The 22,287-nt window shown below is 72.1% G+C and carries 21 protein-coding genes and 2 pseudogenes; 9 read left to right on the top strand and 14 right to left on the bottom strand.

The genetic code is table 11. The features are described 5' to 3' along the window. Positions 1–241: 241 nt before the first annotated feature. The 4 genes from moaC to ACFHW1_RS03635 are packed head-to-tail and all read left to right on the top strand — an operon-like array spanning position 242 to position 2,957. On the top strand, positions 242–733 hold the full coding sequence (gene moaC, locus ACFHW1_RS03650) for a cyclic pyranopterin monophosphate synthase MoaC (RefSeq protein WP_416550855.1): 492 nt from the start codon (positions 242–244) through the stop codon (positions 731–733). Then, positions 706–1,212, top strand: a complete 507-nt coding sequence (locus tag ACFHW1_RS03645; RefSeq protein WP_416551096.1) for a MogA/MoaB family molybdenum cofactor biosynthesis protein — start codon at positions 706–708, stop codon at positions 1,210–1,212. Before moaC ends, ACFHW1_RS03645 begins: the two co-directional genes overlap by 28 nt. A gap of 48 nt (positions 1,213–1,260) precedes the next feature. Beyond that, positions 1,261–2,523: a molybdopterin molybdotransferase MoeA gene (locus ACFHW1_RS03640; protein ID WP_416550854.1), complete on the top strand. Its 1,263-nt coding sequence runs from the start codon at positions 1,261–1,263 to the stop codon at positions 2,521–2,523. A gap of 26 nt (positions 2,524–2,549) precedes the next feature. Beyond that, positions 2,550–2,957, top strand: a complete 408-nt coding sequence (locus tag ACFHW1_RS03635; RefSeq protein ID WP_416551095.1) for a molybdenum cofactor biosynthesis protein MoaE — start codon at positions 2,550–2,552, stop codon at positions 2,955–2,957. On the opposite strand, the gene ACFHW1_RS03630 is transcribed toward ACFHW1_RS03635, so the two are convergent. From ACFHW1_RS03630 to ACFHW1_RS03585, 10 genes are all read right to left on the bottom strand, one after another. After that, positions 2,944–4,467 (bottom strand): glycosyltransferase 87 family protein, encoded by a 1,524-nt coding sequence (locus tag ACFHW1_RS03630; RefSeq protein WP_416550853.1) that lies wholly within the window; start codon positions 4,465–4,467, stop codon positions 2,944–2,946. The genes ACFHW1_RS03635 and ACFHW1_RS03630 overlap by 14 nt on opposite strands. 247 nt (positions 4,468–4,714) lie before the next feature. Beyond that, positions 4,715–5,281: a DoxX family membrane protein gene (locus tag ACFHW1_RS03625; protein WP_416550852.1), complete on the bottom strand. Its 567-nt coding sequence runs from the start codon at positions 5,279–5,281 to the stop codon at positions 4,715–4,717. Positions 5,282–5,373: 92 nt separating this feature from the next. Continuing rightward, positions 5,374–6,678, bottom strand: a complete 1,305-nt coding sequence (locus ACFHW1_RS03620) for an ATP-binding protein (RefSeq protein WP_416550851.1) — start codon at positions 6,676–6,678, stop codon at positions 5,374–5,376. Positions 6,679–6,868: 190 nt separating this feature from the next. Beyond that, positions 6,869–7,657 carry an LppU/SCO3897 family protein gene (locus ACFHW1_RS03615; protein WP_416550850.1) on the bottom strand — a complete coding sequence of 263 codons (789 nt, stop codon included), beginning with the start codon at positions 7,655–7,657 and terminating at the stop codon, positions 6,869–6,871. Positions 7,658–7,802: 145 nt separating this feature from the next. Beyond that, on the bottom strand, positions 7,803–8,741 hold the full coding sequence (locus tag ACFHW1_RS03610; RefSeq protein ID WP_416550849.1) for an LppU/SCO3897 family protein: 939 nt from the start codon (positions 8,739–8,741) through the stop codon (positions 7,803–7,805). A gap of 196 nt (positions 8,742–8,937) precedes the next feature. Continuing rightward, complete coding sequence (locus tag ACFHW1_RS03605) at positions 8,938–12,240, bottom strand: UvrD-helicase domain-containing protein (protein WP_416550848.1); 3,303 nt, start codon at positions 12,238–12,240, stop codon at positions 8,938–8,940. A gap of 99 nt (positions 12,241–12,339) precedes the next feature. Beyond that, positions 12,340–13,623 carry a metallophosphoesterase gene (locus ACFHW1_RS03600; RefSeq protein ID WP_416550847.1) on the bottom strand — a complete coding sequence of 428 codons (1,284 nt, stop codon included), beginning with the start codon at positions 13,621–13,623 and terminating at the stop codon, positions 12,340–12,342. A gap of 14 nt (positions 13,624–13,637) precedes the next feature. Next, positions 13,638–13,919, bottom strand: coding sequence for a MoaD/ThiS family protein (locus tag ACFHW1_RS03595; RefSeq protein ID WP_416551094.1), 282 nt, complete (start codon positions 13,917–13,919; stop codon positions 13,638–13,640). Beyond that, the gene (gene moaA / locus ACFHW1_RS03590) at positions 13,916–14,950 is read right to left on the bottom strand and encodes a GTP 3',8-cyclase MoaA (protein WP_416550846.1); all 1,035 of its coding nucleotides are present in this window, start codon (positions 14,948–14,950) and stop codon (positions 13,916–13,918) included. Before moaA ends, ACFHW1_RS03595 begins: the two co-directional genes overlap by 4 nt. 25 nt (positions 14,951–14,975) lie before the next feature. Beyond that, positions 14,976–15,869, bottom strand: coding sequence for a fructosamine kinase family protein (locus ACFHW1_RS03585; RefSeq protein ID WP_416550845.1), 894 nt, complete (start codon positions 15,867–15,869; stop codon positions 14,976–14,978). Between the two features lie 175 nt (positions 15,870–16,044). Here ACFHW1_RS03585 and ACFHW1_RS03580 point away from each other — a divergent pair, with 175 nt between their 5' ends. After that, the gene (locus tag ACFHW1_RS03580; protein WP_416550844.1) at positions 16,045–17,223 is read left to right on the top strand and encodes a DUF4192 domain-containing protein; all 1,179 of its coding nucleotides are present in this window, start codon (positions 16,045–16,047) and stop codon (positions 17,221–17,223) included. A 161-nt stretch (positions 17,224–17,384) separates the two neighbouring features. Here ACFHW1_RS03580 and ACFHW1_RS03575 read toward each other — a convergent pair whose 3' ends face one another. The 3 genes from ACFHW1_RS03575 to fdhD form a co-directional block, all read right to left on the bottom strand. Next, positions 17,385–17,903, bottom strand: coding sequence for a hypothetical protein (locus tag ACFHW1_RS03575; RefSeq protein ID WP_416550843.1), 519 nt, complete (start codon positions 17,901–17,903; stop codon positions 17,385–17,387). A 457-nt stretch (positions 17,904–18,360) separates the two neighbouring features. Then, complete coding sequence (locus tag ACFHW1_RS03570) at positions 18,361–18,573, bottom strand: hypothetical protein (RefSeq protein ID WP_416550842.1); 213 nt, start codon at positions 18,571–18,573, stop codon at positions 18,361–18,363. A gap of 307 nt (positions 18,574–18,880) precedes the next feature. Continuing rightward, positions 18,881–19,729 (bottom strand): formate dehydrogenase accessory sulfurtransferase FdhD, encoded by an 849-nt coding sequence (gene fdhD / locus ACFHW1_RS03565; RefSeq protein WP_416550841.1) that lies wholly within the window; start codon positions 19,727–19,729, stop codon positions 18,881–18,883. A gap of 114 nt (positions 19,730–19,843) precedes the next feature. On the opposite strand from fdhD, the gene ACFHW1_RS03560 reads away from it, so the two are divergent. From ACFHW1_RS03560 to ACFHW1_RS03545, 4 genes and pseudogenes are all read left to right on the top strand, one after another. After that, entirely contained in the window at positions 19,844–20,089 is a 246-nt protein-coding gene (locus tag ACFHW1_RS03560) for a hypothetical protein (RefSeq protein WP_416550840.1), read from the top strand. Between the two features lie 26 nt (positions 20,090–20,115). Beyond that, positions 20,116–20,478 (top strand): type II toxin-antitoxin system VapC family toxin, encoded by a 363-nt coding sequence (locus ACFHW1_RS03555; protein ID WP_416550839.1) that lies wholly within the window; start codon positions 20,116–20,118, stop codon positions 20,476–20,478. 123 nt (positions 20,479–20,601) lie between these two features. Then, positions 20,602–20,790 (top strand): annotated as a pseudogene (locus ACFHW1_RS03550) (helix-turn-helix transcriptional regulator); the annotation flags it as partial. 145 nt (positions 20,791–20,935) lie between these two features. Beyond that, positions 20,936–21,126, top strand: a pseudogene (locus tag ACFHW1_RS03545) (hypothetical protein); the annotation flags it as partial. Between the two features lie 18 nt (positions 21,127–21,144). Here ACFHW1_RS03545 and ACFHW1_RS03540 read toward each other — a convergent pair. Further along, the gene (locus tag ACFHW1_RS03540) at positions 21,145–21,969 is read right to left on the bottom strand and encodes a prepilin peptidase (protein ID WP_416614795.1); all 825 of its coding nucleotides are present in this window, start codon (positions 21,967–21,969) and stop codon (positions 21,145–21,147) included. Positions 21,970–22,287 lie beyond the last annotated feature (318 nt).

Genomic DNA, 22,287 nt, shown 5'->3' with positions numbered 1-22,287 from the left:
TGATCGCCGACGGAATGCATTCGAACAGTTCGTTCATAACCTTATAAATTCCTTAGGCGTGCACGATTTGGGGGCTGTAGTGGGTATCCGCGAAGGTGATCCGAGAAGTGCGGGTCGGTGGAGAAGCGGAAGGTGACATCCGGGCCGGCAGGTCGCCGGTACGGCCGGCCTGATGCCAACTCTGCCGCCAACCGTGGCGGTCGAGCCAGGGCCGACTGGTTTGCCCGATAGGCTCGTTCAGGTGACCGAGGTGCCGAACCTGACCCATGTCGATGAAACGGGCGCTGCGCGGATGGTCGACGTCACCGCCAAGCCGCCGACCGTCCGCCGCGCCGTGGCAGCGGGACGACTGCGTACCACCGGCGAGGTCGTCGAGTTGCTGCGCCGCGACGGTCTGCCCAAGGGCGACGCACTGGCCGTCGCCCGGATCGCCGGCATCATGGGTGCCAAGCGCACCCCCGACCTGGTCCCGCTGTGCCATCCGATCGCGCTGCACGGTGTGGTCGTCGACCTGGCGCTGACCGCAGACTCCATCGAGATCACCGCCACGGTGCGGACCGCTGACCGGACCGGGGTCGAGATGGAGGCCCTCACCTCGGTCGCCACCGCCGGGCTGACCCTGATCGACATGATCAAGGCGGTCGACCCGGCTGCGTCGCTGGACGACGTCCGGGTGCTGTCCAAGGAAGGCGGCAAGACCGGCGACTGGCACCGTCCGGCGGACCGGTCGTGAGCCCGTACGCCCGGGTGGTGGTCGCCTCCAACCGCGCCGCCGCCGGCGTCTACTCCGACACCAGCGGTCCGCTGCTGGTGTCCGGCCTGCGTGACCTCGGCTGCCGGGTCGACGACCCGTTGGTCGTCGCCGACGGCGAACCGGTCACGCAGGCGCTGCGCCGGGCGGTCGCCGACGGGGTCCAGCTGGTCGTCACCAGCGGCGGTACCGGGATCACCCCTACCGACCGCACCCCGGAGGCGACCCGCTCGGTGCTCGACTACGAGATCCCGGGGATCGCCGAGGCGATCCGGGCGGTCAGCCGGTCGGCGGTGCCGACCGCTGCGCTGTCCCGGGGCATCGCCGGGGTGGCCGGTCGTACGTTGATCGTCAACCTGCCCGGCTCCACCGGCGGTGCCCGCGACGGACTGGCTGTGCTCGGGCCGATCCTGCGCCACGCGCTCGACCAACTGGCCGGCGGCGACCACCCCCGCGCCTGACACCACCGCACCCCGGCCGCACACCTGGCCGGCGGATAGGCTCGGTCGGTGAGCGCCGAACCGACGACCGGCAGGGCCGCCCCGGCCGCCGGGCACCCACCCGTCGACTGGGGGCAGGCCCGCGCCCTGGTGCACGCCGCCGGCCGGGCCGCGCGCCGCCCGCCGGTCCGGCTGCCGTTGCCGCAGGCCGACGGGACCACCCTCGCCGCGCCGCTGACCGCCCTGACCGACCTGCCGGCCTTCCGTACCGCCAGTGTCGACGGCTGGGCGGTGCGCGGCGGTGCCCCGTGGCGGGTGGTGGGCCGGGTGCTGGCCGGCGGAGTGCCGCCGGAGTTGTCCGACGACGGCACCGCGGTGCAGATCGCCACCGGCGCGATGGTCCCCGCCGGGGCCACCAGTGTGCTGCGGGTCGAGGAGTCGACGCGAGACGACACCGGGCTGGTACGCGGCGAGCCGCGGCCGCAGCCGGAGTGGCGCTCGCCCGGCGAGGAGGCGTCGGCTGGCGAGGAACTGCTGGCGGCCGGTACGCCGGTCGACCCCGGGGTGATCGGTCTCGCCGCCTCCTGCGGCTACGACGACCTGCCGGTGTATCAGCGGATCCGGGCCGGCCTGCTGGTCTTCGGCGACGAACTGCTGAACACCGGGCCACCCGGCGCCGGTCGGGTGCGCGACGCGCTCGGCCCGGCGGTGCCCGGGTGGCTGCGCCGGTACGGCTGCGAACTGCCTGCCGAGGAGGTGACCGGGCCGGTCGCCGACACCCTCGCCGCACACGTCGACGGGCTGCGGTCGGCGCTGGCCGGCGCCGATCTGGTCTGCACCACGGGCGGCACCATGCACGGTCCGGTGGACCACCTGCATCCGGCGCTGGCCGAGCTCGGTGCCGAGTACGTGGTCAACACGGTCGCGGTCCGACCCGGGTTCCCGATGCTGGTCGCCCGGGTGACCGGTGCCGACGGGCGGGACCGGTTCGTCGCCGGGCTGCCCGGCAACCCGCAGTCCGCGATCGTCGCCCTGGTGTCACTGGTCGCGCCGCTGCTCGCCGGGTTGCAGGGCAGGCCGCTGCCGACCCTGCCCCGGCACCGGCTGGGGGCGGAGGTGCCGGGCCGTGGTGATTTCACCCACCTCGCCCTGGTGCGGATCGATTCGGTGAACCGTGCCGCGTACCCGCTGCGGCACGTCGGGTCGGCGATGCTGCGCGGGCTGGCCGCCGCCGCCGGCTTCGCCGTGATCCCGCCGGGCGGCGACGGCCGCCCCGACGACGAGGTGCCCGTCGTACCGTTGCCACTGCTTCCCGGGGAGCGTCTGCCGTGACCGTCCCGACCACCCGACCTGTCGTTCTGGTGTCAGTGACCTCGCAACCGCTCGACCTGGCCGCCCACGAGGCGGCGGTCGCCGACCCACGGGCCGGCGCGGTGCTGTCCTTTCAGGGCGTGGTCCGCGACCACGACCACGGCCGGTCGGTGCTCAGCCTGGAGTACGAGGGCCATCCCAGCGCCGAGGACGTGCTGCGGGAGGTCGCCGACGAGGTGGCCGCCGATCCGGCGGTGCACGCCGTCGCCGTGTCGCACCGGCTGGGGCCGCTTGCCATCGGTGAGGTGGCCCTGGTGGCGGCGGTCAGCACCGCGCACCGGGCGGCGGCCTTCGCCGCCTGCGCCCGCCTCGTCGACGAGGCGAAGGCCCGGCTGCCGATCTGGAAGCGGCAGATTTTCGCCGACGGCACCGAGGAGTGGGTCAACTGCCCCTGACCTGACCGGAGGTTCGGGCGTCGGGCTGCCCGGTGCCGGTCGGAGCAGCCGGCTGGCGGTGCCGGATCTGCGGTCGCGGGTCGGTGTAGAACGCCGGCTCGGCTCCGGGCCGCCAGGGCAGCGCCGCGACGAGCGCGATCAGCGCCAGGGCGAGTGAGTTCTCCATCAGTACGCCGAACAGGCCGTCATGGTAGTGCGAGACCTGCGGCAACTGGTGCTCGTACGGCCAGATCGGCGACACCAGGAAGAGCAGGTAGAGCGCGATGGCAGCGGTGGCGTGCCGCATCCCGGTGAGGGCGGGGAACCAGATCGGGGTCCGTAGCCCGGCCACGCCGCTGATGCCGGCACCAGTGGGCGGGTAGGTGCGCCGCGAGATCAGCCCCTTGCTGGCGCTGCGTCGCCGCAGCGCCGCGTCGGCCAGCACGATGATCGCCGGGATCACGAAGACCAGGTGGTGCGACCAGCTGATCGGGCTGATCACGTTGGCGGTGAGGCCGATCAGGGTGAATGCGGTCAACTCGTCGCCGTCCGCGTGGGCGTGCGCGGCCCGGGACAGCCCAAGCGCCAGCAGCAGCAGGGCGAACGAGATCCAGAGCAGGCCGGGGGTCTCCATCGAGTCGTAGAGCCGGGCCAGCAGGCCGGCCAGCGACTGGTTCGGGGTCATGTCCGACACCCCGACCCGGCCGGTGTCCCACAGCACCGAGGTGAAGTAGGCGGCCGACTCGTCGGCGGCGACGATCATCGCGCCGACGGTGACCGCGGCGGCGGTGCCGATCGCGGTGGTGGCCGCCCGCCACTGCTTGGTGATCAGCAGGTAGACGATGAACAGGGCGGGAGTCAGCTTGATCGAGCTGGCCAAGCCGATGCCGACGCCGGCCCAGATGCCGCTGAAGAAGATTCGGCGCAGTGGGCCGCCGGTGCCCAGCCGGTGCGGCGTGGGCGCGGCACGCCAGCGCAACGCGACCAGGTCGGCGATGATCAGGCCGAACAGTAGCAGATTGACCTGCCCGTAACCGAGGGTTTCCCGGGACGGTTCGATGGCCACGGCGAGGGGCACCGCGAGACCGACGGTGAACCAGCGCGGCCAGCCGCAGCGGTCGGCGATCGGGCCGAGTAGCACCGCCAGCACGACGGTGAGGGCGGCGATACCGAATGCGACGTTGAGCCAGCCGGCGGTGATCATCGGAACCACCGCCATCGGCAGCATGGTGAGGCCGGCGAATGGTGGATAGGTGAAGCCCAGGGTGGTTTCCGGTGCGATGAATGCGTACAGGTCGCCGCCGTTGGCCCACCACGTGATCGCGCCGTGGTAGATGCGCATGTCGAAAAAGTTGTACGGCCGGCCGAACATGCCGATCGCGTACCAGGCGGCGTAGCAGGCCAGCGCGACGAGGCCGAGGCGCACGAGCGTGCCGCGCTCGACGTCGCGAACCAGGCGGCTCAGCGGCGCCGGACGACGTCGACCCAGTGGGGCGAGACGACGGACCCGGGATCGGACGTCCGCCACCATGATCTACCCACCCCCGGTCGTTGAATGCAGAGTCTGCTCAGTGCCCGTCCGAGCCTAGAACGCAGCGGCGTCCGGCGGCGGGCGCGTTACCCTACCGTGTCCGATCCCACACTAGTTCGCGACATTTCCACCACGTTAACGCTGTGTGCTGTCTTCTATCTCTTTCGTGGTCTTCGGTGCCCACTGCACACTGAAGTCCGATATCTACCGTCCATCGTTCGGGTCGCCGTTCGGCCGGATCTACAGATCAGCCGGGCAGTCGCCGGGCGGTGGCGGCGGACCGGACCGCGATCCGGGCGTCCCGCCGCGCCGAGTGCACCGCACGCCGCACCGACCGTCGGCTCCGCCGCACCGAGCGCTGGCTCTGCCGGACGGCCCGGCTGGTCCGCCAGCGTAGACCCGGCCGACCCTCAGTATCCGCAGCAGCGAGCAGCAGCCCGCCCAAAAGGCCCAGATTCTTGAAAAAGTGCACCTGATGGAGTTGTCGTTCGGTCGGTTCCGTCGCCGACCAGAATGGATGACCGGCCACCGTGGTGGGCACCAGCGAGGCCGCCAGCACCGCTGCGGCTGGCCGGGTCAGCCGACCGGTCGCTAACAGCAGGCCACCGGCGAGCTGGGTGGCACCGTGCAGCCGGACCAGACTCTCGGTGTCGGTCGGCAGTCGGGGCGTGGCCCGTTCGATCATCGGAGCGACCCGGTCGGTGACCGTCTTCGCCCGGTCGGCGTACTGCGCGGGGCTGGCCACCGCACGGGCGCCGCTGACGATGAAGATGCCGCTGAGCAGAGCGCGGGCAGTGGTGCGTACGGGTCTCATGCTCCCTGTCATACCCGGTCGGGCGGTCTGTTACCCGGCGAACCGGTGAGCTGTCGCATCGCGGCAAGGTTGCCGGGCCGCACCGGGCGTGGTCAACCGGGTTGGGTGCGCAGGTACCGGCCGAAGTGCGGCACGGTGAACGCGACCGTGCCGCGCTCGCCTGAGTAGATCAGCCCCTTTTTGATCAGGGCATCCCGGGCCGGGGACAAGCTGGCCGGTTTCCGGCCGAGGGATCGGGCGATCTCGGCGGTCGGCACCGCCGGGTCGATGTCCGCCGTCGCCGCCGGGTCCAGTGGTCCATCGCTCGTTTCGTCGTGGTATCCCTCGACGGCCGGTGCCGGGCCGTCCCCCGGGGTCGCCGAGGCGAGCACGGCCATCGCCCGCATGTACTCGCGCTCCGCCGGGGTGGCCCGTTCGAACCGGGACCCGAAGAACCCGACCGCGAGTTCCGCTTCCGCCTCCGGCGCGGCAACCCGCACGTCGGCGGCGGTGATCGGCGAGCGCGGAGCATGGTCCCAGGTGGCCTTGCCGTAGGCCTGTACGAAGTACGGGTATCCGCCGGACTTGTCGTAGAGCAGGTCGAGCGCCTTCGCCTCGTACTCGACCTGCTCGCGGGCGGCCGGCGCGGTGAGCGCCTGGTCGGCGGCGACCCGGTCCAACCGGTCGATCCGCTGGTAGCGGAACAGCCGTTCGGAGTAGGACTTGGCGGCGGAGAGCACCGCAGGCAGGTGCGGCAGCCCGGCTCCGACGACGATCAGCGGCCCGCCGAGCTGCGACAACTCGTGACAGGCCGCACAGAGCGCGGAGACGTCGGTCGCGTCGACGTCCTGCATCTCGTCGATGAACAGCGCGATCCCGGTGCCGACGTCGGTGGCCACCGCGGCGGCGTCGGTGAACAGCTCCACGAGGTCGATCTCGATGTCGCCGGAGTCGGCCCGCCCGGTCGCCGCCGGCACGTCGATGCCCGGCTGCCAGCGGTCGCGCAGCCGAGGCCGGGCGTTGCCACGTCCGCCGGCGGCCGGCGGGTTCGCACGCATCGCGAAGGCCTTCAGTACGCCGAGAAAGTCGTCGATCCGCTCGGGTGCCCGGTGCCGGGGCGCGAGCTCGCGTACCGCCATGTGTAGTGCGGCGGCAACCGGGCGGCGCAGCGACTGGTCCGGCCGGGCCTCGATCTTGCCGGTGCCCCAGAGCCGCGCGATGGCCTGCGACCGGAGCGCGTTGAGCAGGACGGTCTTGCCCACCCCGCGCAGGCCGGTGAGCATCAGGCTGCGCTCCGGGCGGCCCCGGGCGATGCGTTCCAGGATCACGTCGAAGACGTCCAGCTCGCGGCCGCGGCCGGCCAGCTCGGGCGGACGTTGGCCGGCGCCGGGGGCGTACGGATTCCGGATCGGATCCATGGCTGGCACCGTATCGGGCCGTCTAGCGTTTGGGCTAGAACCGGGTATAGGTCCCGATCGTGTCGGCCGACGTCCGCCGACACCTCGGCCGAGCTGCCCGCCGAGCCCCTGTCGGACCGTCGAGCAATGACTAGGGCTCTCTAGCGTGACAGCTAGAGAGCCCTAGTCATCGGTCGATAGCGGTTCCCGGTCAGAGCTCCTTCATGCAGAGCACGTAGTTGAGCAGCTGCTCACCGGTGTCGTGCGTGTAGGTGGTGTCGGTGTCCGGGTGGCCGAAAATCGGATCGTCACAGCGTTCCGTGTCGGTGGTCAGCGGAATGCGGGCCAGCACCTCGAAGGTGCCCGGATCGCAGGCAACCTTGCGCAGCACCGCGTCCTCGTCGGAACCGTCGTTGACCACACAGTCGCCGACCACGACCAGGTCGAGACCGCTGTCGGGCGGCGGCAGCGAACTGGAGTCCTCGCCCTGCTGATCGTCGGGCGTGCCGGTCGAAACGTCGACCGTCGGCAATTCCTCGCTGGCGGTCGAGGTGCCGCTGTCGGCCAACGCGAACAACCCGATCACACCGCAGCCGCAGAGCAGCAGCAGCAACACCACCGCGCCGATCACCAGCCCGATGATGAGCCCGGTGCGTGACTTCTTCGGCGGTGGGGCACCGGGCACCCCGGGCGGCGGACCCCAACCCGGCGGCGGTGGCGGTGGGAAGCCACCACCCGATCCGGGCGGTGGCGGGTAGCCACCGCCACCCGAGGTCGGCGGTGGTGGGTAGGCGCCGCCACCGGAAGTCGGCGGTGGGTAGCCGCCGGGCTGGTACGGCGAGGAGTAGGGCGTGGTCGGATCAGGGGCACCGGAACCCGGAGGCGGGTAAGCGGAGCCCGGAGGCGGGTAAGCGGAGCCCGGAGGCGGGTAACCGGACTGACCGGCGGGGTCGTCGGGCTGTCCCGGACCGGGGTAGCCCGGCGGACCGTAGCTGGACATGATCTCCCTAGCGTCGTCGCTGGATCAGGCGGAACGCTGCCCGCCTGGCACGAACCTCACCCGCCGGGCAGGGGTCCAGCGGATCAACTGTGCTACCGGAACGGTAACCAACGGCTGCCATCCAGCGGCAGCCTCACCGGTCAGTTCACCGCTGCCTGAGACAGAGCACGAAATCCAGGGCGTCGAGCTGACTGTTGAAGAAATACCAGTTGGTGTAGCCCTCGACGTCCGCGCACTTCGTCTTGGCGTCCTCTTCGCCGTCGGTCACACCATCGAAGCGGGCGAGTACTTCGTACGCGCCGGAGTCACAATCCGTGATCGTCAGGACCGGCGTCTCCTCCTCCGCCTCGGCCTCGTTGCGGACACACTGCCCTACATCGACGAACCGGGCGTCGTTTGACGAGGTCGGCGTCGGAGTGGGGCTCGGCTGGTCGATCTCGGCCGTCGGCTCGGGCTGCTCCGACGGGGCCGTGGACGGCGCCTCGTCCGGCTCGGTAGTCGGTGCCGTCAACTCCACCCCGGTGTCCGGCGTCTCGTCGCGGGTCAGAACGTAGATGCCGGCCGCGCCGCCCCCGCAGAGCAGCACCGTCAGACCGATCAACACGGCGAGTAGCCCGCCGCTCAGCCCACCGCGCCCGGACCGGCGTGGCTCCGCCGCCGGCTCCCACGCTGGTGTGGCGGCCGGGTGCTGCTGGCTGCCGTCGGAGTACGGCTGCTGGCCCCCGCCCGGCTGCTGCCACGCCTGGCCCCCGCCCGGCTGCTGCCACGCCTGATCGTCGGCCCCGGTCCAGCCCTGGGCCGGTTGGTTCGGCGACTGCCAGTTCTGGTCGCCGGCCGATGTGTGCTGCCCGTACCCCTGCCAGTCGGGACCGGCGGGCGGAGGCTGCCCGGTCGACCAGTCCGGCTGCGCACCGCCGGGCCACTGCTGGCCCGGTGCCTCGGTAGGCGCGTCACCCCAGGGACCGGGCGGCCCGCCCCAGGGATCGGACGGCTCCCGGTACGGCTCCGACGGCTGCCGATGCTCGGGCCACCGGTCTGGCTGCTCACCCGGGTACGGCCCGCCGGGCGGTCCGTATTGCGACATTTCCTGTCCTCCTGCGCGGCGGTTCCGGCCCCGGCTGTCCGCTCGGGTCGGCGATGACAAACGTCACCGTAGCGTGAGCACCCCAGCAGCTCACCTCCCCGAAGCGCGCCAACCGCCGGCCAACCACCGGATGGCCGGACGACGCACCAGGTCCGGCAGTTGCGAGTGACCGGGCCGGCGGCGGTCCGACCAGCCCCTACAGCAGGCGCAGCTGGCGGTCCTTGGGACGGCGCGGTCCTTCGTCGCCGAGCCGGTCGAACAGCCCCGCGTCGATCGCGTCCAGGAACGGCGTCGGCCGGGTCTCCCGCTCGCTGCCGTGCCGGACCCGGCGGCGGGCGTGCGAGAGGTAGAGCCGGTCCTGGGCCCGGGTCAGGCCGACGAAGAACAGCCGCCGCTCCTCGGCGACGTCGTCGTCGGTCGGCGTAGTACCGGGGAAGCGCAGCGGTAGCAGGCCGTCCTCACAGCCGACCAGGAAGACCACCGGAAACTCCAGGCCCTTCGCCGCGTGCAGGGTGAGCAGGGTCACCGCTTCGGCCCGTGGGTCCAGCGCGTCCACCTCGGCGCCGGTCTCCAACTGGGACAGCAGCATCGGCAGGTCGTCGCCGCAGCGGCGGGCCAGCGGGGTGAGCAGCTCCGCCGCGGACCAGATGTCCGCCGGCGACAGCTGCGGACCGGCCGGCACGTCCAGCGTCGGCGTGGTGAGCCGGTCGGCCAGCACCTGCCCAGCGAGCCGGACCCGGGCGGCCAGCGAACCGTCCAGCCCACCACCGGCGTGCCGTAGCTCGCGGGCGATCGCCGTCACCCCCGGCCGGTCCCGCAGCCGGTTGTGCGACCGCTTCTGCACCGGGACACCGGCCCGGGTCAGTGCGTCCACGATCGGGCCGGACTGCGCGTCGGTGCGGTACAGCACGGCGATGTCGGAGAACGACACCGACGACGTGTGCCCGTCGATCCGCCCGGAATCCAACGAGCGGTGCGAGATCCCGCCGACCAGTTCGTCGACCGTACGCACCACGAACGTCGCCTCGTCGGCGGCCGTGCCAGCCGGGTAGAGCCCGATCAACGGCGCCTGCGGATCCAGCCGGGCCGGCTCCAGCCGCCGGCCGCGGACCAGCGAACTGGGCGCGATGGCCTGCACCGCGGCGGCCAGGATCGGGGCCGCTGACCGGTAGTTGCGGGCCAGCCGGACCAGCCGGGCGTCGACGAAGTCCTCGGAGAAGCGCAGGAAGTAGCGGACGTCTGCCCCCCGGAACGAGTAGATTGCCTGGTCGGGGTCGCCGATCGCGCACAGGTTGCCGTCCGCCGGGCTGAGTAGCCGCAGCAGCTCGTACTGGTCGGCGTCGACGTCCTGGTACTCGTCGACGAAGATCCACCGCCAGCGGTCCCGGTAGCGGGCCACCAGCTTCTGGTCCTCGCGCAGCAGCCGCAGCGGCAGGGTGACCAGCTCGTCCAGATCGACCAGGCCGGCCGCGCGCAGCAGCTTTACGTACGTGGCATCGTCCTCGCCGGCCTCGGCGCGGGCCCGCTCCCGCTCGGTGTCGTCGGCGATGCGCAACGTCGCCGGCAACCCGGCCGCCTTCGGGTTCTCCCGCAGGATCGTCAACCCCAGCGAGTGGAAGGTGGCCACGGTGACGTCCTCGGCAACCGGGCCGAGTAGTCCGTCGAGCCGGTGGCGAAGCTCCTCGGCGGCCCGGCGGGTGAAGGTGATCGCCAGGCAGCGCTCCGGGAAGACGTTCAGCTCGGCGCACAGGTACGCGATCCGGTGGGTCAGCGTCCGGGTCTTGCCGGTACCCGGCCCGGCGACGATCAGCAGCGGCCCGCCCGGCGCGGACGCGGCGACCCGCTGCATCGCGTCGAGTCGGTCCAGCAGCCCGGTGCCGACCTCCTCCATGCCGGCCAGCATCGGCTCGAACGGCTCGTGCGGCGACGGCGTCGGTGGCGGCGGGATCGGCGGTGCCGCCGGCTCCTGCCCGGACCGCCCGGCCCGGCCCGGCCGCGTCGGCCGCCCACCGGAACCGGACCGGCCGGCCCCGGCCTTGGACCGGCCGGCCCCGGCCCTGGACTGTCCGCCGCGTCGGGCACCGGTTGGTGCCGGTTCGTCGGCGGCCATCGGCCCGTCGGCCGGGCGCTGCGCCGGCACGGGTACGTCGAACAGCGCCTCCGGCTGACCGGCACCACCACCGGTGGCCAGCTCACCGGGCGCGAACAGGGTAATCACCCCGTACTCGCCGTCGTAGCCCGGCACCCGGCGGACTTCGCCGCGACGCAGCCGGGCGATCGCCTCACCGAGCAGTTCGCCGCCGGCCCGCCGGATGTCGTCCACCGGCACCTTGGTCAGGATGTCCAGTTCGGGGCCGAGCACGGCGACCAGGTTGACCACCTGGCCCTCGACGGTCTTCGACCGGGCACCAACCTGGTTGATCTCGCCGACGATTTCCGGCAGCGCCACCAGGTGGGTGACCTGCTTGGCGTTGGCCGGCCGGTGCCCGTCGGGCCGGTCGGCGAGATCCTCGACCCGGCTGAGCACCCCGACGGTGAGCGGTTTTCCGCACTGCGGGCAGCGACCGGCGGCCTGCCGGGTCTGCTCCGGAGCCCAGTTGACGCCGCAGTTGCGGTGCCCGTCGGCGTGGTACTTGCCCTCCTCGGGGAAGAACTCGATGGTGCCGACCAGCCCGTCGCCGGTGCGCAGCGCCTCACGTACCGCGTAGTAGTCCAGCGCGCTGTCCAGCACAGTGGCCTCCCGGGCCAGCGCCGGCGGCGAATGCGCGTCGGAGTTCGACACCAGTTGGTAGCCGTCGAGGCTGGACACCCGCCAGTTCATCGCCGGATCCGACGACAGCCCGGTCTCGACGGCGAAGATGTGCCCGGCCAGGTCGGCGTAGCAGTCGGCGATCGCGTCGAAGCCGGACTTGGAGCCGAGCGCGGAGAACCACGGCGTCCAGATGTGCGCCGGCACCAGATAGCCGTCCGCGCTCGCCTCCAGGGTGATTTCCAGCAGGTCGCGGGAGTCCAGCCCGAGGATCGGCCGGCCGTCGGAGCCGAGGTTGCCGATCCGGCCCAGCGCCGTGTTGAACCGGGCCACCGCGTCCAGATCCGGCAGGTAGATCAGATGGTGCACCTTACGGGTCCGGTCCCCACGCTTGTAGATCGTCGAGATCTCGACGCTCAGCATGTACCGCACCGGGTTGGTCTCGGCCGCGCTGGCCAGCCGGGGCGGCAGCCGGCGGGCGACGTCCCGTTCGGCCTCCGGGCTGAGCCGGTACAGGCCCGGCTCGGCCGGGCGCAGCGACTCACGCAGATGCTCGAACCACGCCGGATGGGTGAAGTCTCCGGTACCGAGCAGGCTGACGCCCTTGCGCCGGGCCCACCAGGCCAGGTTCGACATGTTCAGGTCCCGGCTGCAGGCACGCGAGTACCGGGAGTGGATGTGCAGGTCGGCGATGAAGGGCCCGGGTCCCGTGGCGGAGCCGGGAGAGGGCACGGCGCGGTACGGGGGCACGCCGCATCCTGTCACGTGACCGGGCCGCCCGGCGTGTCGCCACGCGCGGAAACCCGCGAGACGTGACTCTCACTCGCCGCCGGCTGACCCGTTGCGCTCCTATTCGCTGCGCAGCTCGACCAGGGAGACCTGTGGCGGCGCGCCGACCCGCACCGGCGGACCCCAGAACCCGGCGCCGTTGGTGACGTAGACCTGGGTGCCGTCGACCGTGGCGAGGCCGGAGACGACCGGTTGCACCAGCCGTACCGCCAGGTTGAACGGGGCGATCTGACCGCCGTGGGTGTGCCCGGACAGTTGCAGGTCGACGCCGTAGCGGGCGGCTTCGTGGGCCTGCACCGGCTGGTGGGCGAGCAGCACCACCGGACGGTCCGGGTCCCGGTCGCCGAGCGCCCGGTCGTAGTCCGGGCCGGCCAGCGGCCCGGACCCCTCGGCAATCTGCCCGGCCGGCCGCGCGGTCTCCGCGGTCGGATCGTTCACCCCGGCCAGGTCGAGCACCCCGCCCGGGGTGACGATCTCCCGGCGTTCGTTGACCAGCACCCGGAGGCCGAGCCGGTCCACCTCGGCGACCCATTCCTCGGCGCCGGAGTAGTACTCGTGGTTGCCGGTGACGAAGAAGCTGCCGTAGCGGGCACGCAGGTCGGCCAGCGGGGCGGCGGTGCCGCCGAGCTCGGTGACGGTGCCGTCGACCAGGTCGCCGACGACCGCGACCAGATCGGCGTCCAGGCTGTTGATCAGCTCGACGATCCGGGCGGTGTGCCCCGGCCCGGTCAGCGGACCGATGTGGATGTCCGAGACAGTGGCGATGCGTAAACCGTCCATGGCCCGGGGCAGCCGGGCGATCGGCACCTGCACCCGGTCCAGCCGGGGCGGGCCGAGCGCCGTCCGGATGCCGTAGCCGGTGACGCCGGTCGCGGCCAGCCCGGCGAAGATCGCGGCACCGCGGGCGAGCAGCAGTCGCCGGCCGGGGTCCGGCACCGAATCGTCGGCCGGCCGGCCGCCGGGCAGCTCGGCCGGCGGTGGGGCGGACGTCTCGGCCGGTACGGTCACCGGCACCGTGGCCACTCTGCTCGGCTGACGGCTGCGGGCCCGGCCGGCCAGCCGGGCCACCAGCATCGGCGGCTCCAGCACCAGCAGGACGACCAGCAGGTAGAACATCACCGCCAGCCAGACGTAGCCGGGCCAGGCCAGCCAGGACATCCCGGCGGACCGGGTGCTCACCATGGTCACCGGCACCAGGACCGCCAACCCGACGGCCAGCAGCGTGCCGGCCCGTCGCCACCGCCCCGGCCGGGTGGTGTCCCGGACCAGCCGCCACCAGAGGTAGCAGTGGATCAGGCCGGTGATCAGGGTCAGCGTTGCAACGAACCCGAGTACGGCGAGCACGGACGCGGCCCTCCTCAGCCGCCGGCGAACGGTGGCAGCACGTCGACCGTGGCACCGGCCGGCAACAGTGTGTGACGATCATGCCAGACGACGCCGTCGACCAGGAAACTCGCCGCCGCCAGCACCCGACCCAGCCGGTCGCCGTGCCGACCGGTCAGCTCGGCCACCAGCCCGGCCCGGTCCAGCCCGGCCGGAACGGACTCGGCGGTCCGCCCGGCCGCCGCCCGCGCCCCGGCGAAGTAACGCACCGTCACCGATTGCTCGGCTTCATCCCGTGTCGGGTCGCCCACGGTCAGCCGCCGATCGCTGACATCGGGCGGGCCGGCTGCAGGAACGTCGGATCGTCGATGCCGTGCCCGGCCAACTTCCCGGCCATCGCCCGTCGCCACCGCTGCGCCAACTCGTCGTCGTCGGCCCCGGACCGCAACGCGCCACGCAGGTCCGACTCCTTTCGGGCGAACAGACAGTCGCGTACCTGCCCGTCGGCGGTGAGCCGGGTCCGGTCGCAGTCACCGCAGAACGGCCGGGTCACCGTGCCGATCACCCCGACCTTGGCCGGGCTGCCGTCCGACCGCTCTGCGCCGGCCACCAGCCAGGTCTCGGCCGGTGCGGCACCCCGTTCGGCGGGATCCGGCAGCAGGGTGAACTCGACCCGCAGCCGGTCGAGGATCTCGGCGGCGGTGACCATCCGGTCGCGGTCCCAGGACTGCTGCGCGTCCAGCGGCATCTGCTCGATGAAGCGCAGTTCGTAGCCGTGGCTCAGGGCGTACCGCAGCAGCGCCGGGGCCTCGTCGTCGTTGACCCCGCGCAGCAGCACCGCGTTGATCTTGACCGGGGTCAGCCCGGCCGCCGCCGCGCCGGCCAGCCCGGCGAGCACGTCCGGTAGCCGCCGGCGGTGCGCCAACTGGGCGAACCGCTGCGGGTCGAGGGTGTCCAACGACACGTTCACCCGGTCCAGGCCGGCGGCCTGCAGGCCGGGCGCCAACCGGTCCAGCCCGATCCCGTTGGTGGTCAGCGACAGCACCGGCCGGGGCCGCAGCGCCGCCGCGGCGGCGACGATCCCGGTCAGCCCGGGGCGCAGCAGCGGCTCGCCGCCGGTGAACCGCACCTCGGTCACCCCGAGCTGACGCACCGCGACTCCGATCAGCCGGGTCACCTCGTCGTCGGTCAGGATGTCCGGGCCGGGCAGCCAGGGCAGACCCTCCGGCGGCATGCAGTAGGAGCAGCGCAGGTTGCACCGGTCGGTCAGGGACACCCGAAGGTCGGTGGCGACCCGCCCGTACCGATCGGTGAGCCGGCCGTCGACGGGCCGTGCGCTCGATGCCATGCGCCGACCGTAGCGCGCCGGTGCGTCAGGATCGCAGCGCGTCGCGTGCCGCGTCCGCGACGGCCGAGCGGTAGGCCGCCCCGAACAGAGCGGTGTGCACCAGCAGCAGGTGCAGCTGGTGCACCGGCACCCGGGCCGCCCACCCGTCGGCCAGCGGCCACTGCTCCTGGTAGGCGTCGAGGATCCGGTCCAGGTGCGGGGCGCCGCCGAACAGCGCCAGCTGCGCCAGGTCGGTTTCCCGGTGCCCGCCGTGCGCCGCCGGGTCGACCAGCCGGCAGCGCCCGTCCGCGCCCCAGAGCAGGTTGCCGGGCCACAGGTCGCCGTGGATCCGAGCGGGCGGCTCGTCGCCGCCGTACCCGTCGATGTTGTCGACCACCTGTTCGACCAGGCCGGTCTCGGCGGCGGTGAGCGCGCCGTTGTCGACCGACATCCGCAGGTACGGCAGCAGCCTGCACTGTCCGAACCAGGCCGACCAGGGCCGGTCGGTCACCAGTTCGTTGTCCTGCGGCAGCGCGCCGACGAACCCCGGCCAGTCCGCCCCGAACCCGGCCGCGCCGGCCCGATGTGTGATTGTCAGCTCCCGGCCGAACCGCTCGGCAGCGGCCACGTCCGGCTCGCCCGGCTCGACCCACTCCAGGGCCAGCAGCTGCGGCAGCGCCACCAGCACCTCCGGCACCGGTGCCCCGCCGGCGGCGGCCAGCCAACGCAACCCGGCCGCCTCGGCGGCGAACAGGCCGTCCGGCAGCGGCCTGGCGGACCGCTCCGGCCAGGACTTGGCGAACACCGAGTTGCCGTCGTCGAGGGTGAGCCGGCTCGCCGCGCAGATCGACCCGCCGGAGACCGGCGTCTCCCGGATCCGCTGATGGGTGAGGAAGGTCGGCAGGTGCTCCGGGTGGGCCCGCAGGTACGCCAGATCCATGGCGGCACGGTAACCCGCGCCACCCGCCGTCCAGCTCGGTGGCGCAACCGGTAGTGAGCAGAAACGCCGCCACCAGGGAAACTACTCTGCGTGCCTGTGGATAACCCGGCGTGTCGTCCACAGGTCGGGTCGGGACGGCCACTTCCGGTCACCGTCCGGCGCGACAGTCTCCGGCATGACACCTACCGAACCGGTACCCACCCCCGATTCCGTTCCCGACCCGGCCGCCGACCCTGCTGCTGATCCGGCTGCCGGGACGGTCCAGGGCGCCGCGCTCACCGTCCGCGAGCCGGCCGACCTGATCGCCGCCGTGCCCTACCTGATCGGCTTCCACCCCGCCGACAGCGTGGTGGTGGTCGGGATGCGCGACCACACGGTCGTCATCGCCGCCCGCGCCGACCTGCCCGACGCCACGGTCCCGGCCGACGTCCGCGCGGCGGCAACCGCCCAGCTGACCTCTATCGTCGATCGTCAGCAGGTCAGCGCCGCCGTCGTGCTTGGCTACGGTCCGGCCGACACCGTCGACCCGGTCCTGCGGGACACCACCGACGCGCTGCGCAGACAGGGCACCGTACTGCTCGACGCGCTGCGGGTGGCCGACGGTCGCTACTGGTCCTCCTTCTGCGACGATCCGACCTGCTGCCCGCCGGAGGGCCACCGTTTTGACGCTGAGATCAACCCGGTCGCGGTCGCGGCCACCGTCGCCGGGCAGGTCGCCCTGCCCGACCGGGCCGCGCTGCGCCGCCAGGTGGAACCGGTCACCGGCCCGGCCCGGGCGGCGATGCGGGCCGCCACCGAACGCGCCCGGACCCGCCGCTCCGCGCTGGTCGACCACGCTCCGCCGGCCGACCTGCTCGGTGCCCGCACCCTGCGCCGGGCCGGAGAGAAGACGGTACGGATGCTGCTGGAACGGCAGGGCCGGGGCATCGCCCCGACCGACGAGGACATCGCCTGGCTCAGTCTGCTGCTGACCGACCTGGAGGTGCGCGACTACGCCTGGGAGCGGGTCACCGACGAGCTGTGGCAGGTCACCTTCTGGCAGGACATCGCCCGCCGGGCCGAGCCGGAGCTCGCCGCCGGGCCGGCCAGCCTGCTGGCCTTCGCCGCCTGGCGGGCCGGCAACGGAGCCCTGGCCCGGGTCGCCCTCGACCGGGCACTCGACGTCGAACCCGGCTACTCGATGGCCAAACTGATGGACGACGTGCTGGTCCGCGGCATCCCACCGGCGGCGCTGGGTCCGTGGCCCAAGCCGGACCGCAACGGGCGTAAGGGCCGGTCGGACACCCGCGCGCGCCGTCGACCCGACGGCGAGCGGCTCGACCGGGCCCGCCCCGCTGGCCGACGCCGCCCGTGAACCCGCTCCGCGCGGGCATGGCATGACGCGGAAGACCCCGGGCTCGCCCCGGGGTCTTCCGCGGTCGCGCCGGTGTCAGGACGTAGGCGCCCCGATTCGGCACATCTGGTCCGGCTTCCCCGGGCCCTGGTGCAGCGGTGCGGGCTGGCCGGGGGCGGTGGTCACCTGCTGACCGCAGACCGAGCACCTACCTCCTGACGCCATGAACGGACTCCTTCCGGAATCTGGTAGTCCGGGTGCGGGTCCTCGTTCGGCTCACCCGCGATGCCGCCCGGCCCGGTGGTGGCGGTCGCCCGGAGGAAGACGGCGCCGCCGTCCCGGCAGGTGATCTTCACACCGGCCGGGGACATGTGCACCCCGGTGAAGGCGCACGGCTCCCACGAGGTGAACTCTTCGGGGCGGGCGAAGTCCAGCAGTTGTACGGCGAACGCGAGCGTGCGACGCGCCCGCTCGCGAGGTGCGGGCAACTCGGCCGGCAACGACGCCGGTGCCGGCGCGGGCTTGCCGACGGCCGCCCACAGCATGCCGGTCGATCCCGTCGAGTAGTAGACCCGTACCCCGGCTGGCGAATTGCCGCCGGGCTCGGTGTCCTGCCCGTACCGACGGACGTCGGTGATGTCCGGGTGCTTGCTGGCCTGGAACAGTGCTTCGAGCACATCCAAGACTTCGGCGACCTGCATGTCCCCGTCTCCGATCCGAGGCTGTCTGCGCTGTTCAGGGCCGAGCATAGACACCGCTGGAATCTTGCGGGGATACGCGGCGCACTTCACGAGGTCGCGCCCTTGTCCGCGCGGTCGCCCTACGCCCAGCCGGCCTTGCTCAGGCTGTGCACTTCGCCAACGCGTGGCAGTGGGTCATCAGATGCCTTACGTGGATACTTCGGCCTTCCGGCCGGGTGCCCGGCGGCTTGCCCGAGTCGGATCGCCCGACGGCCCCACTCGGTCCGTCGCCGCGCCCGCATCCCGCCGGGCCTCCTGCGGATCACAGGGCGGGGGAAGGCACCCCGGCGTTGTTTGCCGATGCGAGGCTGAGATACCTAATCCCTTGGTCGATAGGTATCTCAGCCTCACATCGGCGCGTGAGCCGGTCAGGTAGAGCCGTGCGCGAGGACCTGGTAGCCGAGTTGCTGGTTGTAGGTCATCCGCGGGCGCAGGGTGGGACCAGTTCGGTCGCCTCGGTGGACCAGTGGTGTCCCCGGTTGCCGTCGAGTCGGCGGTGGCGGGCCGACGTCGTCTGCCGCTGTCGCCGCACCTCGCGGCGCAGGTGGTGCAGCCGCTGGGAGGCCGTCGACCGGCCGAAGCGCCAGTCGAGCCGCCGCAGCCACCAGTCACGGATCATCTCGGTGATCATTCTTCTCCCTTGATCGATTGGGTCGATGGTCAGGTTTCTGCGCGCCGGGGTAGTCGGTAGAGTCCGTGGCGTTGGACGAAGATCTCCCGCCGGTCGGCGGCGTTGCCGTGGCGGTCGATGACGTATCAGGTCAGCCAGATCCATCCCTCGACGCAAGGGTTTTCCCGACCCGGTCGCGGTCCTCGCAATGGGTTCGGTGTGGCTGAAGTCGGACGTCGAGCGCTGGATCCAGGAGAACCGGCGACAGACGTGAACTTATTGGGCATGCGGAGTCCGGCGGGCCGTACGGCGACCGCCAGCGTCGGGTTCAGTCGGTGAGGCGGTCGGCGCCCGCGTAGACGTTCATCGTCGATCCGCGCAGGAACCCGACCAGGGTCATCCCCGCTTCTTCGGCGAGGGCGACCGCCAGACTGCTCGGCGCGGAGATCGCCGCGAGCACCGGGATGCCGGCCATCCACGCCTTCTGGGTGAGCTCGAAGCTGGCCCGCCCGGAGACCAGCAGCAGATGACCGCGCAGCGGCAGCAGGTCCTCCCGGGCTGCCCAGCCGATCAGCTTGTCGACGGCGTTGTGCCGGCCGACGTCCTCGCGTACCACCCGGAGCTGCCCGTCGGCGGTGAACAGGCCGGCGGCGTGCAGCCCACCGGTGCGGTCGAAGCCCTGCTGGGCGGCGCGCAGCTGGTCCGGCAAACCGGCCAGGGTCCGCGGGCTGAACGTCGCCTGGTCGGCGGCCACGTCGAACCGGGACCGGGTGCGTACGGCGTCGATGCTCGCCTTGCCGCACACCCCGCAGGAGCTGGTGGTGTAGAAGTTGCGGGCCGGGTCGGTCTGCGGCGGCGGAACGTGCCCGGCGAGCGTCACGTCGACCACGTTGTACGTGTTCGGTGTGTCGGTGCCGGCGCACAGTTGGGCGGTCACCACGTCCTCGGCGGCCCCGATCACACCCTCGGTCAGCAGGAAGCCGATCGCGAGGTCGATGTCGTTTCCCGGCGTACGCATGGTGACGGCCAGCGGGGGACGCCGCGCCGCGCCGGCGGGGCCGACCCGGATCTCCAGCGGCTCCTCCCCGGAAATCGTGTCCATCCGACGGACCTGCCGGGTCGACCCACCGCCGACGTCGATCCGCAGTACGGTGCGCCGCTCGTTCGCCCTGCCCATGCACTCCATCCTGCCCCGGTCCGCAGGTGGCGAACGGGCCGGGAGGGCGGCAGCACTCGCCTCAGGTGCTGCCATATCGCTATTGGTGTACGTATGGCGGCCAAGAAGATCACTGTGACCCTCCCCGAGGAACTGGTCGAGGCGCTCGGCGAGGCTGCCCGCGACGTTGGCGTCCCCTTGTCGAGGCTGGTGGCGAGCGCTGCGGAAAGTGAGCTCCGGCGGCGGGTCGGGCGGCGGTTGGTCGCCGACTGGCAGGCCGAGCGCGGTGCGTTCGCCGTAGAAGAGATCGCTGCGGCACGTGCGGAGATGGCTGCCGCCGACGCCCAGGCGCTCAGCGCGCCCGGTCGGGCGGCCGCGTGACCATCCCTCACGTCTACGACACGGGGGTGCTGCTGGCGATCGACAGCAATGACCGACGGATCTGGGCGATACACCATCTGGCCGTGGAGGAAGGGCGGCGTCTGCTCGTCCCTTCCGTCGTGGTCGGCCATGCCTGGCGAGACACCCGCCGTCAGGTCCAGCTCGGACGGTTCCTGAGCAGCTGCGAGATCGTGCCAGTCGGTCTGGAACTGGCCGAATCGGCCGGGGTGCTGTGCGGGAAGGCCGGTACGCGTGACGTGGTCGATGCCAGCGTGGTCACCATCGCGCTTGCCTGCGGCGGGATCGTCTTCACCAGTGACCCGGAGGACATCGCGCACCTGTCGGTTGCCTCGGACGTCAAGCCAGGGCTGGTCATCCGCCGCCTCTGAAATCCGTCAGCACGATACTGGGCCCGAGTGCTTCCGAGGCATCTGTGACGCATCTGGGGCGACCGGACGGCTCAGTCAAGCGCAGCCTCCCGTACGCTGGAACGGGAGCCCCAAAGGGCGGAGGTGCCTGTGGCAGTCAAGCGCCGCCGGTTCGTCGAGCGTCGGAAGGCGCTCGGTTTCAGCCAGGAGACTCTCGCCGAGAAGATCGGCGTGGACCGTACGACGATCGCCCGACTCGAACACGGCGTCACCACCCCCTATCCGTATACGCGGTTGAAGCTGTGCAAGATCCTGGAGGTAACGGCAGAGCAGCTCGACCACTGGCTAATGGGTGGGGACGAGGACCTGTCTCCTCCTGTTCCTACACCTCGACCAACCGCCGCCGGCCCGGTTCCGGTCCGGTCAGAGCCGACGGGTGTACTCGACGACATGCATCGCCTTCGTGCAGGTCAGTTCCGGTTGCACAGCGAAGCTGAGCCGGGAGCAGAAGGGGCGTTTGTGGCGTTGTGCTGGATCGCCCAGATCCACAAGCACTTCGACGACCCGAAGCCGTCGTACGTGGCCGACTGGGACGCGTTGCCAGCCTGGCAGCAGGAGACCGACGCGGACATCTTCGAGCATGTCGAGCGGATCTGCATTTCGGCGTGAGTCGGGGTGAGGTTGTGCTCAGCCCGCTGGCAGTCGACTGGCCAGCAGCACCCCGACGACGGCCCCGAGCACCAGGAATGGCCCGAACGGTAGCTGCTGGGTCCACCGGATCCGCCGGGCGACCAGCAGGACCACTGCCACGCCGCCCGAGCCCACGAAGGCGACCAACAGCCCGAGCAGCACGATCGGCCAACCGAACCAGCCGAGCACCGCGCCGACGCTGAGCGCCAGCTTGGCGTCGCCCAGCCCGAACCCTCTGGCACCGAACGCCAGGGTGGTGGCGGCGAACAGCGCCGCGCCGCCCGTACCGGCGATGACCGCCCGCAGCCAGGCCGCTGACGGCTCACCCAGCAGCACCGCCGCGCCGAACAGCGCCCAGGTCCCGGCGGCGGCCGGGTAGGTGAGCCGGTCCGGCAGCCGGTGCACCGCGAGGTCGACGAAGACCAGCGGGACCATCCAGGCCGCCCACCAGATCAGCGCCAGAACCACCGGCCAGGGATGGCCGGTGGACACCAACGCTGCCAGCGCCGCGATGGCGACCACCTCGACGGCGAACGGTGGCGGGCCGACCCGGGCACCGCAGCCGCCGCATCTGGCCAGTGGGGACAGCGACGCCATGGGGGACAGTGACCCCGCCCGGCCGGCCGCGCCGAGCGGCGTGCCGCACCGTGGACAACCGGTGCGCCACGGTTCGCCGGGTGCCACCGAGTGGACGGCGGCGGCCCGGCGCAGCACGGGCAGCACCAGCAGTACGCCGAGCAGCCTGCCGGCCTGGCCGGGCCGTCGCCCGGCGGGGGCCGGTGCCGACTCGGTCCCGATCGGGCGCTCGTTACCGGTGATCATCCCTGCGCCCTCTCCCGGCCTCCGCGACGTCGGTCACGGTCCGTGTTTTCATGATCGCTTACTTTCGGTGTCGACCGGCCTGGCGGAGTCCGGTCGACCGGTTTCGGCGCGCACCGTGGTCGGCTCACCGGTTGGCAGCGGTCGCGCTGGCCGTCGACTTCCAAATGGGACAGAATCCGGCGCAGGCTGGCAATTCGCGATGGCGACTGTCGGTTTTCGATCACCGCCGCCCACTTGACAGACGTACTCGGATGCGTCTTAGGGCGGTGATCGGAATGACCGGGCATCGCACCGCCCTCCATCGGGACCGGACTCGAA

This window comes from Micromonospora sp. LOL_014 (assembly GCF_048060245.1).
Taxonomy (GTDB): domain Bacteria; phylum Actinomycetota; class Actinomycetes; order Mycobacteriales; family Micromonosporaceae; genus Micromonospora_E.
The sequence above is the reverse complement of the archived record's forward strand: the minus strand, read 5'-3'. Positions and strand labels throughout refer to the sequence as shown.